Origin of the sequence: Arthrobacter sp. NPDC093128, assembly GCF_040683875.1 — a bacterium.
Taxonomy (GTDB): domain Bacteria; phylum Actinomycetota; class Actinomycetes; order Actinomycetales; family Micrococcaceae; genus Arthrobacter.
Genome location: NZ_JBFBEY010000016.1, coordinates 74758 through 87235, shown reverse-complemented (window position 1 = coordinate 87235; position 12478 = coordinate 74758). Strand labels below are relative to the sequence as shown.

The following is a 12478-nucleotide window of genomic DNA, read 5'->3' as shown; positions in this document are numbered from 1 at the left end:
AGGCCGGGGCTTTTGCGTTGCGCCGCCAGGCCGCGGCGCCCGTCCAGCCTCCAAGGCGTTAGAGTTAAAAGGCATGTCTACCACCCGAAGGAGGCCCCGTTGGGAATTTTGGACACCATCCGGAATCCGCAGGACCTGAGCAAGTTGACCGAAGAACAGCTGTCCCAGCTGGCTACGGAGGTCAGGAGTTTCCTGATCGGCAACGTGTCGCAGACGGGTGGCCACCTCGGACCGAATCTCGGTGTCGTGGAACTGACCATCGCCGTACACCGTATTTTTGACTCTCCCCGCGACAGCATCGTCTTTGATACCGGACACCAGTCGTATGTCCACAAACTCCTGACCGGACGCCAGGACTTCAGCACCCTCCGCCAGGAAGGCGGAATGTCCGGTTACCCGGACCGGGCCGAGTCCGAGCACGACATCGTGGAGAGCTCCCACGCGTCCTCCTCGCTGTCCTGGGCCGACGGCATCTCCCGCGCCCGGCAGTTGACCGGCGACGGCGACCGCTATGTGATTGCCGTGGTGGGCGACGGCGCCCTGACCGGTGGCATGGCCTGGGAAGCGATCAACAACATCGCCGCGGACAAGCGCCGGCGCGTGGTCATCGTGGTCAATGACAACGGCCGGTCCTATGCACCCACCGTCGGCGGCTTTGCAGACTACCTCGCATCACTGCGTCCCACCATCGATTCCTTCCGCGCAGCCCCGGCCTACGAGGGAACCCTGGACTGGTGGAAGCGGAAGCTGCAAAACGGCGGACCGGTGGGCCAGTTCACCTACCGCAGCCTGCATGCCATGAAGAAGGGCATCAAGGACTGGTGGGCGCCCCAGGGCATGTTCGAAGACCTTGGCATGAAGTACATCGGCCCCGTCGACGGCCACAACCTCCAGGCCATGGAGCACGCGCTCTCCACTGCCAGGAACTACGCCGGTCCGGTCATCGTGCACGCGATGACCGAAAAGGGCCACGGCTACGCGCCCGCGCGCGCCCACGAGGCTGACCAGTTCCACGCCGTGGGCATCATCGATCCCGAAACCGGCGTGCCCACCGAAGCCGGCGGGGCCCAGTCCTGGACGTCGGTCTTCGCCGACGAGATCGCCGCCATCGCCGATGAGCGCAAGGACATCGTGGGCATCACCGGCGCCATGCTCATTCCTGTGGGCCTGCACAAATTCGCGGCACGGCACCCGGAACGCGTCTTCGACGTCGGCATTGCCGAGCAGCACGCGCTGACCTCCGCCGCCGGTATGGCCTTCGGCGGGCTCCACCCCGTGGTTGCCGTCTACGCCACGTTCCTGAACCGCGCCTTCGACCAATTGCTGATGGACGTTGCACTGCACCGGGCCGGCGTCACCATCGTGCTGGACCGTGCCGGCGTCACAGGACCGGACGGCGCCAGCCACCACGGCATGTGGGACATGGCCATGGTGCAGATCGTTCCGGGCCTCCACCTGGCCGCGCCCCGCGACGCCACACGGCTCCGTGAAGAACTCCGCGAAGCCGTGGCCATTAGGGACGCCCCCAGCGTTGTCCGGTATTCCAAGGGGAACGTGGGCGCCGAAGTGGAAGCCCTCGAGCGCCTCAGCGACGGCGTGGATGTGCTGGCCCGCCGTCCTGCAGGCTCCAGCGAAAATGACGTGCTGATCGTGAGCGTGGGCGCCATGTCCGAACTCGCCCTGGACGTCTCCAACCGCCTCGGTGCCCAGGGGATCAGCTCCACCGTGGTGGACCCGCGCTGGCTGCTGCCGGTCCGGAAATCCATCATCGCGCTGGCCGCCCGCCACCGCCTGGTCATCTGCATCGAAGACGGCGTCCGTGCCGGCGGTGTGGGATCACGCATCCGCCAGGAAATGCGCGCCGCCGGTGTGGACACCGCCCTGAACGAAGTGGGGCTGCCGGTGGAGTTCCTGGACCACGGCACCCGCGCCCAGGTGCTGGAACGCGTCGGTTTGACGGCACGCCAGATCACGCACGACGTCGTCGCCCAGGTCCTGGGGACCAAGGTGCCTTTCGCGCGTCCCCTGCCGGGCCAGGAGCATCCGACTACGGGCAGCCTGCCGAAACTGTGATCCCGCACGAGGCCCCACCTCCCGAGAGCCTCAAACAGGGAGACCTGGTGGTGGCGCGGAACCGCAAATGGAACGGCGGCGCCCACTGGGTGGTCCCGGGGAGTTATCTCGGTGAAGACCGGCACGGCTGGTGGATCTTCCAGCCCAAAGGCTCGTTCATCTCACGGCCCGGTGCCGCCTTCCACGCCAGTTCCGATGCCGTGCTGCTCATTCCACGAACCGGCGACTACGTGGCCACGTTTTACGACGACACCTACCCCGGGGACTTCCGCGTGTACGTGGACCTCGCCGTCGGGCACGGCTGGAACGGCATCAGGCCCGGGACATTCGAGTTCCACGTGGTCGACATGGACCTGGACGTGATCCGGTCCGTGACCCGTGGCGTGTACATCGACGACGAAGACGAATTCGCCGAACACCAGGTGAGCATGGAGTATCCGCGGGACATCGTGGACCGCATGCTCCAGGAGACTGAACAGCTTTATCAGGCCGTCAAGGCACAGTACGCACCGTTCGACGGCACAGACGCCGAGTGGTTCAGGAGAGGACGGGCATGAGCGGAATTATCAGGGTCTACAAACGCGACGACGAAGGGGTTCTCCAGTTCCGGGAAGCCTGGTTCGACGAGGACTACAGCCAGTTCGTGATGAATTACGGCGTGGTGGGGCACCAGAGCAAGACGGACGAAACGGATGTTGCCGATGCTGCAGCCGCGGAAGGCCTCATGGACGCCTTCGCCGTGCAGTGCGCTGAGGACGGCTACGCCGAGATCGCCGAGGAAGACCAGTTCTGGGTGGTTGCCCAGTATGCGTTGAAAACCAAGGACGGCACGGACCGCGACCGCTACCTCGAGGAAAAGGCGAAGGACGCGCTCAGCCACCTCGCCTGGCGCGGCCTCGGCACCGTGGAGCGGTCAGAGTTCAGCGATGCCAAGCTCAACATCTTCTGCCTGTGCCCGGACGTCAACAAGGCCGTCAACGCCATCAAGGTGTGCATCCGGGGCGAGGACCTGGACTTCACGAAGCTCAGCATCGGGGCGGCGCCGTTCGGGGACCCGGAGGCGTTTAAGCTCAAGCACTCGCCGAAACCGGCTTCGGGCTTTACCCTCTAAGAGGGGGCAACCGACTTTCTGGGAGGCATCCGATATGACGCGTAAATCCGTTCAACCAGGCCACACCCCGATTCCCCACGGAATCGGCGCGCCTGCCCGCCGGGCCATGGCCCACGCCGGACTGGAAACCCTGGAACAGGTGGTCTACTTCGGTAAGCGGGAACTGTCGAAGTTGCACGGAATGGGCGTCAAAACCATGGCCCAGCTTGAGGATGCCATGGACGAGCACGGACTCGAGTTCCCGGCCGCCTGACCGGGCGCCGTACCCCCCATTGCCGCCAACTGGCAGCGTCCGGTCTTTCCGTGCGGCCGTTATAGGCTGATTTCATGACTGAACACCGCCGCCTTGGAAATTCCGGATTGACTGTCTCTGTTGTCGGCCTTGGCTGCAACAACCTTGGCCGGTCCAATACGGTGACGGAGTCGCAGGAGGGGACCGACGCCGTCGTCCATGCCGCACTGGACGCGGGTATTACGCTCTTTGACGTCGCGGACACCTACGGCCGCGAGCCCGGACTGAGCGAAACAATGCTGGGAAGGGCCCTCGCCGGCAGGCGGGAGGACGCAGTCGTTGCCACGAAATTCGGCATGGACATGCGCGGAGCCAACGGCAACGACTTCGGTGCCCGAGGCTCCCGCCGGTACATCGTCAAAGCGGCCGAGGCGTCGCTGCGCCGGCTGGGGACGGACTGGATCGATCTCTACCAGTTCCACACCCCGGACCCGCTGACGCCCATCGACGAGACCCTGGCCGCCCTGGACGACCTCGTCACGAGCGGCAAGGTCCGCTACATCGGGCACTCCAACCGGGCCGGCTGGCAGATCGCCGAGGCCGAATTCGTGGCCCGTGGCCGCGGCGGTTCCCGCTTCATTTCGACGCAGAACCACTACAACCTGCTGGACCGGCGCGCCGAGCTGGAAATCACTCCGGCCGCGGAAGCCTACGGCCTGGGCGTGCTGCCCTACTTCCCGCTGGCCAACGGCCTGCTGACCGGCAAGTACGCACCGGGCAAGGCGCCTGAAGGCTCCCGCCTCAGCCACACCCGCACCAACCTTGTCCACGACGCCGACTGGGACCAGCTGGAGAAGTTCAGTGCGTTCGCCGCAGAGCGCAACCTCAGCGAGATCCAGTTGGCGTTTTCCTGGCTGGCGGCACAGCCGTCCGTGAGCAGTGTGATCGCCGGTGCCACGAGGCCGGAGCAAGTCCGCGAGAACGCCGCCGCTGTGGCCTGGGTGCCCACTGCCGGCGAACGTGCCCAGCTGGATGAGATCTTCCCCCGCACGCCCAAGGTTGCTCTCTTCTGATGCATTCGGTCCTGATGGACGTCGACACCGGGATCGACGACGCACTGGCCCTGGTTTACCTCCTGTCCCGCCCCGACGTCCGGTTGCAGGCCATCACCTGCACCGCCGGAAATGTTGGCGCACGGCAGGTGGCACTGAACAACCTGGCCCTGCTTGAGCTGTGCGGCAAACCGGGGGTCGAGGTGGCCATCGGCGCAGAGGTGCCACTGGAGATCCCGCTGGTCACCACGGAGGAAACCCACGGCCCGCAGGGGATCGGCTACGCGGAACTTCCGCCGCCGGCCGGGGCGATCTCAACGCGGCATGCCGTGGACGTGTGGGTTGACGAGGTGCGGAAGCACCCCGGCGAGATCACCGGCCTGATCACCGGCCCGCTGACCAACTTCGCCCTCGCCCTGCGCCGGGAACCGGACCTGCCACGCCTGCTCAAGGGCCTCGTGATCATGGGCGGCAGCTTCTACTATCAGGGCAACACCACGCCGACGGCGGAATGGAACGTCTCCGTCGATCCGCATGCCGCGAAGGAGGTGTTTGCCGCCTACCGGGGCCTCCCCGAGGACAAACTGCCCGTCGTGTGCGCGCTGGAGACCACCGAGCTGATCGAGATGCGGCCCGAACACCTGCAGAGACTGGGGGAGGCCGCGGGCACCGACCAGCCGGAACTCGTCCTCCCCGAACAGCCGGAGGGCCTCCGCAGCCGGTCCGGCAACCCCCTGGTGGCCTGCCTGTCCGATGCCATCCGCTTCTACATGGAGTTCCACCGTCTCTACGACCAGGGCTTCGTGGCACACATGCACGACGCCTTCGCCGCCTGTGTGGCAGTGGGGCGGACGGCAACCACCACGGAGCTGGCGACCGTGGACGTCGAAACCCGGTCACCGCTCCTGATGGGCACCACCGTGGCCGACTACCGGGGACTGTGGGGGCTGCCGCCGAACGCCCGGATCGTGACGTCCAACAACCCGCAGCAGTGCTTTGACGAGCTCATCGGTTCGGTGGGGGCACTGGCCCGGCGGCTCGGCTCCGGATAGGCACCCGACGGGCCCGCGAGGCAGGAAGTCCCCGCGCACGGCGGCCGCTAAGATGGTAGCTGCGCCGAGGTGACATAGGCGCACGTTTGCCGATCCCGGTACCGGTGTACCCGCGGAGCGCAGCCCACAGCCAAAGGAACAACCATGTCACAGCAGTCCCTGATCCTGCCCGCGCCCGGACAGCGGACGGCCCGCCGCCGTCGCCTGCTTGAGGTGCTCGGCGCGGTGTCCATTGCGGCCACCTTCATTTTCCTTGTCCTGACGCAGCCCGCGGACATCACCAACGGACTGGCCAGCGGGTCCACGCTGGTGGCCCTGGGCGGGTTCCTGCTGGGAGCCATCCTCCTGATCATCGGAGTGCTGCCAACCCTTCCCACGTCCACCCTGGTGCTGATTCCGGTGGCACTGGTCCTCAACATCGCCTTGGGACAAATCATGGGATCCACCGGCCTGCCGTTCTACTTCGATGCGATCGGCACCGTGCTCATCGCCGTCCTGGCCGGCCCGGCCGCGGGCGCCGCAACGGGCGCCCTCAGCAGCATCGTCTGGTCCTTCATCAACCCCACAGTGCTGCCCTTCGCGGCCGGGGCGGCGCTCATCGGCTTCCTGGCGGGGCTGGCTGCCCGCCACGGAATGTTCCGCCGCTTCTACCTGGCCCCGGTGGCCGGTTTCGTGACGGGCATCCTGGCCGGCGTCGTCTCCGCACCCATCGCGGCGTTCGTCTTCGGCGGCACGTCCGGCGCCGGGACCGGCGCGATTGTCGGTGCCTTCCGGGCCATGGGCGACACGCTCCTCGCAGCGATCACCAAGCAGGCGCTGATTTCCGATCCCATGGACAAGGCCATTGTGTTCACCGTCGTCGCGCTGCTGGTGTACGCGCTGCCGCGCAGGACGACGCTGCAGTTCGCCTTTGTGCGGCGGTTCAAAGTCCTCGCCGGCAAGAAGCAGGAAACGCCGGGCGCCTGATTCCGTGCCGGCACGCCTGAACCCCCTGACCGCCCTGGCGGCGGCAGCAGCCACCGCGGCGATCACGACGGCGGCATCCAGCTGGGCCGTGTCCCTCGCCGTGATCCTTGGCGGCGTGGTGCTGGCGGTGCGTGCCGGAGTTGGCGGCCGCCTGGCGCCGGCCGCGGCCGTGATCCTCGCGCCGTTCTGGCTGTCCCTGTTGATCATGCACGGGCTGTTCTTTCCCGAGGGCCGGACGGTCCTGGCGGAATGGGGCGCGGCCCGCGTCACGACGGAAGGGCTTGGCTTCGCGCTGGACATGGGCACCCGGACGGCAGCGTTCGTCGTGGTGTTCCTGCTCTTTTCGTTCACCGTCCGTGTGCCCGACCTGGTGGCGGTGATGTCAGCACGCCGCGCGCCGCCGCAGTTCGGGTACGTGTTGGCATCCACCCTCACCCTGGCGCCGGCCATCTCCGGGCGGCTGGCCCGGATCCGGCAGGCCCAGGAATCACGGGGACTGGTAGTCCGGGGCGGACCGCTGTCCCGGCTGGCGGCAGCCCGGCTGCAAATGGTGCCGCTGGTCCTTTCACTCATCCAGGAGGCCGGCGACCGGGCGCAGGCCCTTGATTCCCGCGGCTTCAACGGCGCCGCGGCCCGGACCAGCTACCGGGACGTGCCGGACACCGCCGCCCAGCGGGCCTTCCGCGCCGTCGCCCTGCTGCTGGCCGTCGCCGCGGTGGCGCTGCGGATCTCCGGACAGTGGCCCGAAATACGGTGGCCTGACATGCAGTGGCCCGGCATTCAGTGGCCCGGGGGAATGCCCGGATGAGGCCGCCATTGCTGCAGGCCCGGATTACGGAATTCAGCTACCACGGGGAGGACGCGTCCGTCCTGCGGGATCTGGCGGTTGACGCGGTGCCGGGCACGCTCACTGCCGTGCTCGGCGGCTCCGGCAGCGGCAAGTCCACCCTCGGCAGGCTGCTGGCCGGCTGGCTGTCCGGCGGACACTCCGGCCGGTTCCGGGGCAGCCTCCAGCTGGGCACCGCGGCCGGCGCTGCGGCGGGGGACAGCGCTCCCATCGTTTTTCACGGCGGCCCGGACGACCCGCGCCTCAATCCTTCCCTGTGGTCCGAACACGTGGGCTACGTTCCGCAGGATGCGGCCGCCCTGTTGTCCACGGTGGGGTCCACCGTCGCCGAGGAGCTCGCGTTCGGCCTCGAGAACCGCGGCCTGGACCGGCGCCTGATGCACGACGCCGTTATGCACGCCGCCGACGCAGCGGGACTGGCTGCCTTGCTGGGACGCGATCCCGCCACTCTCTCCGGCGGCGAACTGCGGCGCCTGGCGGTGGCGTGTGCCGCCATTACGCGCCCCGGGGTGCTGGTGCTGGATGAACCGCTCGGTTCGCTGGATGAAGCCGGCGCGGCGTCTCTCCGCTCACTGGTCCGCAGTTTGACCGGCTCGGGAACCGCCGTGATCGTACTGAGCCAGTCCGTGGATGAGCTGGCCCTCGAAGCAACCCAATGGCTGGTGCTCGACGGTGGGACGGTCACCGCCCGCGGCATGCCCGGCGAGCTGGCGGGCAGCCCCTGGCTGCTGCAATCCGGCGTCGTGATGCCCGCCCGGACGGGCGGTGGCTTCAGCCCGGTCCGCCGGGCTGCTGACCCGCACCCGGCCGGCCAGCGTCGTCGGACTGAACATGATCACTGTGCAGGAAACGCTACCCCTCCCGTTCTGGAGCTGGAGCGGATCGCTTTCGGTTTCCCCGCCGGACGGCGCGGAAAGGGTCCCGGTATCCTGGCCGATCTGAGCCTGGCCGTACGGGCGGGACAGATCGTGGCTGTGACGGGCCCGAACGGGGCCGGGAAGTCCACGCTGCTGCGGCATTTCAACGGCCTGCATCGTCCGGACCGGGGGTCCGTCCGGATCGGGGGCGCGGACATCGCCGGCATTCCCACCGGAAAAGTGGCGGACGGGGTGGGCCTGCTCTTCCAGCACCCGCGCGACCAGCTGTTCGAGCGGACGGTCCTGCGCGAAGTGCTCTTCGGCCTGGACCGGAGGTTCGGGCCGGAGGCGCCCACCAGGGCGTTGGCGGCGCTGACCGCCGTCGGACTCGGGGACCAGCTGGAGGTCCATCCGCATGAACTTCCGGCGTCCCGGCAGCGGCTCCTGGCCCTCGCCACGGTCCTGGCCCGGGAACCGACGCTCCTCGCGCTGGACGAACCCACCGTGGGGCTCGACCGCCACGGCCTCGAACGCCTCGACCAGGCCATCGGCGCCGCCGCGCTGCGGGGCGCCGCCGTCGTCATCGTGACGCACGAGCTCGCCTACGCCCGGGCCACCGCCCACCGCATCCTGGAGCTGAGGGACGGCACGCTGCGGGAAGAATGATGCCGGTGCCGTGGCCCCGGGCAGCACAACGGCGCCGCCGCGCGCACCGGAGTCAGTGCGGGCAGCGGCGCCGGTTGGTTGGGTAAGGTTCTAGGCCGCCACCGCCGCGGAGGCGACGCCCGGGGCCAGGAACCGTTTGCCGTTGACGCGTTCCGAGGCGCCCACGCGGTCCAGGTACGGGGTGATGCCGCCCAGGAACATCGGCCAGCCGGCGCCGAGGATCATGCACAGATCGATGTCCTCCGGTCCGGCCACCACGCCCTCGTCCAGCATGAGCCCGATCTCTTCGGCCAGCGCGTCCTGCGTGCGGCGGAGGACCTCCCCGCCCGTGGACGGGGACGTGCCGAAGGAGAGCAGCGCCAGTGTTTCGGCCGGAATGAACGGCTTGCCGTCCGGGCCCTTCTCCGGCGCCCACAGGGACTTGACGCCGTTGTCGATCAGCTTCTGCAGGTTCTGTGAGACCGTGAACCGGTCCCCGAACGCGGTGTGCAGGGATTCCTGGACGTGCTGCGCCACCGGCAGCCCCACCATCGCACCCAGCGTGAACGGCGTCATGGGCAGGCCCATGGGCCGCAGCGCGTTGTCCGCGACCTCGGCAGGGGTTCCCTCATCGAACGCGGCCGTCACTTCGCCCATGAGCCGCAGCAGGAGGCGGTTGACCACAAACGCGGCGGCGTCCTTGACCAAAACTGCGGACTTCTTGAGTCCTTTGGCGAGCTCAAACGCGGTGGCCAGCACTACGTCGTCGGTCTTGGGCGCACGGACGATCTCCAGCAGCGGCATCACAGCCACCGGGTTGAAGAAGTGGAATCCGACCAGCCGTTCGGGGTGGACAAGGTCCGCCGCCATGGCCGTCACTGAAAGCGACGACGTGTTGGTGGCCAGGATGCACTCGGGCGAGACGATCGCCTCAACCTCGGCGAACACCTGCTTCTTGACGTTCAGCTCTTCAAACACCGCCTCGATGACGAAGTCGGCGTCGGCAAACGCCTCCTTGGAAACCGAACCGGTGATCAGGGCCCTGGTGCGGTTGGCGGCATCGGGGCTGATGCGCCTTTTTGCCAGCAGCTTATCCACTTCCGCATGGACGTAGCCCACACCCTTGTCCACGCGGGCCTGGTCGATGTCCGTCATAACCACCGGCACCTTGAGCTGCCGGGCGAACAGCAGGGCCAGCTGGCCGGCCATCAGGCCTGCACCGACCACGCCCACTTTGGTCACGGGGCGGGCCAGCTTGCGGTCCGGTGCGCCGGCCGGACGCTTGGTGCGCTTCTGCACCAGGTCCAGGAACGCGTAGACGGTGGAGCGGAACTCATCGGTCTGCATGAGGCCGGCCAGCGTTTCGCATTCCAGCGCCGCCGAGTCCGCCTGGCTCATGGTCCTGTTGGCCTCCATGATGTCCAGCACCTTGGCCGGGGCGGGGGAGGCATTGGACGTCTTGGACTCCACAAAGGCCCGCCCGGCGGCAACAGCGCCTGCCCAACGCCCGGCAACCGCCGGGTCGGAGGGGTCGACGGCGTTGGGCCGCTCCGGGGCGACGTCGCCCGAGATGACCCCGGCAGCCCAGGCGAGGGACTGTTCCACGAAGTCGGCGGGTTCAAACATGGCGTCTGCCATTCCCAGGCCGAAGGCCTGGGAGCCGGTGAGCGTGCGGTTATTGCTGAGCGGATTTTCGATCATCACCTTGACCGCGTTCTCCGGCCCGATCAGCCGGGGCAGGATGTAAACGCCGCCCCAGCCGGGCACCAGGCCGATGAAGGCTTCAGGAAGGGCCAGCGCGCCCGCGCCGGTCGACACCGTGCGGTAGGTGGACTGCAGGGCGATCTCCAGGCCGCCGCCGAGGGCGACGCCGTTGATGAACGCGAAGCTCGGAACGCCGAGGTTGGCCAGCGTGGCGTAAACGTCGTGGCCGAGCTGCGCCATCCAGAGGCCGTGGTCCCGGTTGTTGAGGGATTTCACGGCGGACAGGTCCGCGCCGGCCACCAGGAAGTACGGCTTGCCGGTGACGCCGACGCCCACGATTTCGCCACGGGCCGCACGGTCCTTGAGGCCTTCGAGGACCGTGCCCAGTTCCACGAGGGTGTTGGGACCGAGCGTGGTGGGCTTGGAGTGGTCCAGGCCGTTGTCCAGGGTGATCAGGGCGAAGGTTCCGGCGCTGGGCTTCCCGCCTGCGGCGGGCAGCTGGATGTCCTGGACGTAGGAATGCGTGACGGTCTCGTCGGGGAAGAGATCGGCAAGCTTGCGGAAATCTGCGGCGCTCATGCTGCGGCTCCTTCGGTTTCTGTGGTGGCAGGTTCGGTGGTGGCAGTTTCGGCGGTGGAATTGTCGGCCGGGAACACGGCCCCGCTGTAGCCTGTGTATTCCGAGTGACGCGGGTTTTCCCAGATGACGGTGGCGCCCATGCCCAGGCCGATGCACATGGTGGTCATGCCGTAACGGACCGAGGGGTCCTCTTCGAACTGGCGTGCCAGCTGGTTCATCAGCCGCACTCCGGACGAGGCCAGCGGATGCCCCACGGCGATCGCGCCGCCGTAGCGGTTGACGCGGGGATCGTCGTCGGAAATACCGAAGTGGTCCAGGAAGCTCAGCACCTGGACGGCGAACGCCTCGTTGATTTCGAAGAGCCCGATGTCCCCGACGCCGAGGCCGGCGTTCCTGAGCGCCTTTTCCGTGGCCGGGACCGGCCCGATGCCCATGACTTCGGGCTCGACGCCGGCAAAGGCGTAGCTGACCAGGCGCATCTTCACCGGCAGGCCCAGTTCCGCTGCAGCGTCGGCGGAGGCGAGCAGGGCCGCCGTCGCGCCGTCGTTCAGTCCGGCGGCGTTGCCGGCGGTGACCCGGCCGTGGGGCCGGAAGGGGGTGCGCAGAGCGGCGAGGTCCTCGAGGGAGGTTCCCGGCCGGGGCGGTTCGTCCACGGTGTTGACCGTCCAGCCCTGGCCCGGTTTCATGGTGGCCACCGGCGCAAGGTCCGGCTGGATCTGGCCTTTTCCGTAGGCCGCTGCCAGCTTGTCCTGGGAGGCTACGGCGTAGGCGTCGGTGCGGTCCTTGGTGATGGCCGGAAAGCGGTCGTGCAGGTTTTCGGCGGTATTGCCCATATTGAGTGCTGCGGGATCCACCAAACGCTCGGACATGAACCGCGGGTTGGGATCAGCGCCCTCGCCCATGGGGTGGTTGCCCATGTGTTCCACTCCGCCGGCGATGACGACGTCGTAGGCCCCGAAGGCGATGCCGCTGGCGGTGGTTGTCACTGCGGTCATTGCGCCGGCGCACATACGGTCCACGGCGAATCCCGGGACGGTGCGGGGGAGCCCGGCCAGCAGTGCCGCCGTGCGGCCGATGGTGAGGCCCTGGTCGCCGGTCTGGGTGGTGGCGGCAATTGCTACTTCATCGACGCGGTCGGCGGGAAGGGAAGGATTGCGGCGCATCAGTTCGCGGATGCACTTGACCACGAGGTCATCGGCGCGGGTTCCGGCGTAGATGCCCTTCTCGCCCGCACGGCCGAACGGCGTTCGGACACCGTCCACAAAGACGACGTCGCGGACGGTGCGGGTGTTTCCGCTGCTGTGGTTTCCGCTGTTTGTTCCGCTGCTCCGGGCTTGGCTCACGTGATACTCCTCATCGA

General features: G+C 67.9%; 11 protein-coding genes. 9 read left to right on the top strand and 2 right to left on the bottom strand.

Going from position 1 to position 12478, the window contains the following annotated elements; genetic code table 11:
• Positions 1–99: 99 nt before the first annotated feature.
• From dxs to AB0N24_RS18890, 9 genes are all read left to right on the top strand, one after another.
• Positions 100–2073 carry a 1-deoxy-D-xylulose-5-phosphate synthase gene (dxs, locus tag AB0N24_RS18930; protein ID WP_364127490.1) on the top strand — a complete coding sequence of 658 codons (1974 nt, stop codon included), beginning with the start codon at positions 100–102 and terminating at the stop codon, positions 2071–2073.
• On the top strand, positions 2070–2630 hold the full coding sequence (locus AB0N24_RS18925; protein ID WP_364127487.1) for a DUF402 domain-containing protein: 561 nt from the start codon (positions 2070–2072) through the stop codon (positions 2628–2630). Before dxs ends, AB0N24_RS18925 begins: the two co-directional genes overlap by 4 nt.
• The gene (locus AB0N24_RS18920) at positions 2627–3184 is read left to right on the top strand and encodes a hypothetical protein (protein WP_364127484.1); all 558 of its coding nucleotides are present in this window, start codon (positions 2627–2629) and stop codon (positions 3182–3184) included. Before AB0N24_RS18925 ends, AB0N24_RS18920 begins: the two co-directional genes overlap by 4 nt.
• A gap of 34 nt (positions 3185–3218) precedes the next feature.
• Positions 3219–3437: a hypothetical protein gene (locus AB0N24_RS18915; RefSeq protein WP_364127482.1), complete on the top strand. Its 219-nt coding sequence runs from the start codon at positions 3219–3221 to the stop codon at positions 3435–3437.
• A 74-nt stretch (positions 3438–3511) separates the two neighbouring features.
• Positions 3512–4489 (top strand): aldo/keto reductase, encoded by a 978-nt coding sequence (locus tag AB0N24_RS18910; protein WP_364127480.1) that lies wholly within the window; start codon positions 3512–3514, stop codon positions 4487–4489.
• A complete protein-coding gene (locus tag AB0N24_RS18905; RefSeq protein ID WP_364127478.1) occupies positions 4489–5520 on the top strand; it encodes a nucleoside hydrolase in 1032 nt (343 codons plus the stop codon). The genes AB0N24_RS18910 and AB0N24_RS18905 overlap by 1 nt, the downstream gene beginning before the upstream one ends.
• 144 nt (positions 5521–5664) lie before the next feature.
• A complete protein-coding gene (locus AB0N24_RS18900) occupies positions 5665–6486 on the top strand; it encodes an ECF transporter S component (RefSeq protein WP_364127476.1) in 822 nt (273 codons plus the stop codon).
• A gap of 4 nt (positions 6487–6490) precedes the next feature.
• Positions 6491–7294, top strand: a complete 804-nt coding sequence (locus AB0N24_RS18895) for an energy-coupling factor transporter transmembrane component T (protein ID WP_364127473.1) — start codon at positions 6491–6493, stop codon at positions 7292–7294.
• Positions 7291–8856 carry an ATP-binding cassette domain-containing protein gene (locus AB0N24_RS18890; protein WP_364127470.1) on the top strand — a complete coding sequence of 522 codons (1566 nt, stop codon included), beginning with the start codon at positions 7291–7293 and terminating at the stop codon, positions 8854–8856. Before AB0N24_RS18895 ends, AB0N24_RS18890 begins: the two co-directional genes overlap by 4 nt.
• 90 nt (positions 8857–8946) lie before the next feature.
• On the opposite strand, the gene AB0N24_RS18885 is transcribed toward AB0N24_RS18890, so the two are convergent.
• On the bottom strand, positions 8947–11118 hold the full coding sequence (locus tag AB0N24_RS18885) for a 3-hydroxyacyl-CoA dehydrogenase NAD-binding domain-containing protein (protein ID WP_364127468.1): 2172 nt from the start codon (positions 11116–11118) through the stop codon (positions 8947–8949).
• Positions 11115–12380, bottom strand: a complete 1266-nt coding sequence (locus AB0N24_RS18880) for an acetyl-CoA C-acyltransferase (RefSeq protein WP_364127603.1) — start codon at positions 12378–12380, stop codon at positions 11115–11117. Before AB0N24_RS18880 ends, AB0N24_RS18885 begins: the two co-directional genes overlap by 4 nt.
• Positions 12381–12478: the final 98 nt, after the last annotated feature.

Bases quoted from the DNA above. Each gene is read 5' to 3' on its own strand.
- AB0N24_RS18885 (WP_364127468.1), bottom strand. From the start codon at position 11,118: ATGAGCGCCGCAGATTTCCGCAAGCTTGCCGATCTCTTCCCCGACGAG.
- AB0N24_RS18900 (WP_364127476.1), top strand. From the start codon at position 5,665: ATGTCACAGCAGTCCCTGATCCTGCCCGCGCCCGGACAGCGGACGGCC.
- AB0N24_RS18920 (WP_364127484.1), top strand. From the start codon at position 2,627: ATGAGCGGAATTATCAGGGTCTACAAACGCGACGACGAAGGGGTTCTC.
- AB0N24_RS18910 (WP_364127480.1), top strand. From the start codon at position 3,512: ATGACTGAACACCGCCGCCTTGGAAATTCCGGATTGACTGTCTCTGTT.
- AB0N24_RS18890 (WP_364127470.1), top strand. From the start codon at position 7,291: ATGAGGCCGCCATTGCTGCAGGCCCGGATTACGGAATTCAGCTACCAC.
- AB0N24_RS18905 (WP_364127478.1), top strand. From the start codon at position 4,489: ATGCATTCGGTCCTGATGGACGTCGACACCGGGATCGACGACGCACTG.
- AB0N24_RS18915 (WP_364127482.1), top strand. From the start codon at position 3,219: ATGACGCGTAAATCCGTTCAACCAGGCCACACCCCGATTCCCCACGGA.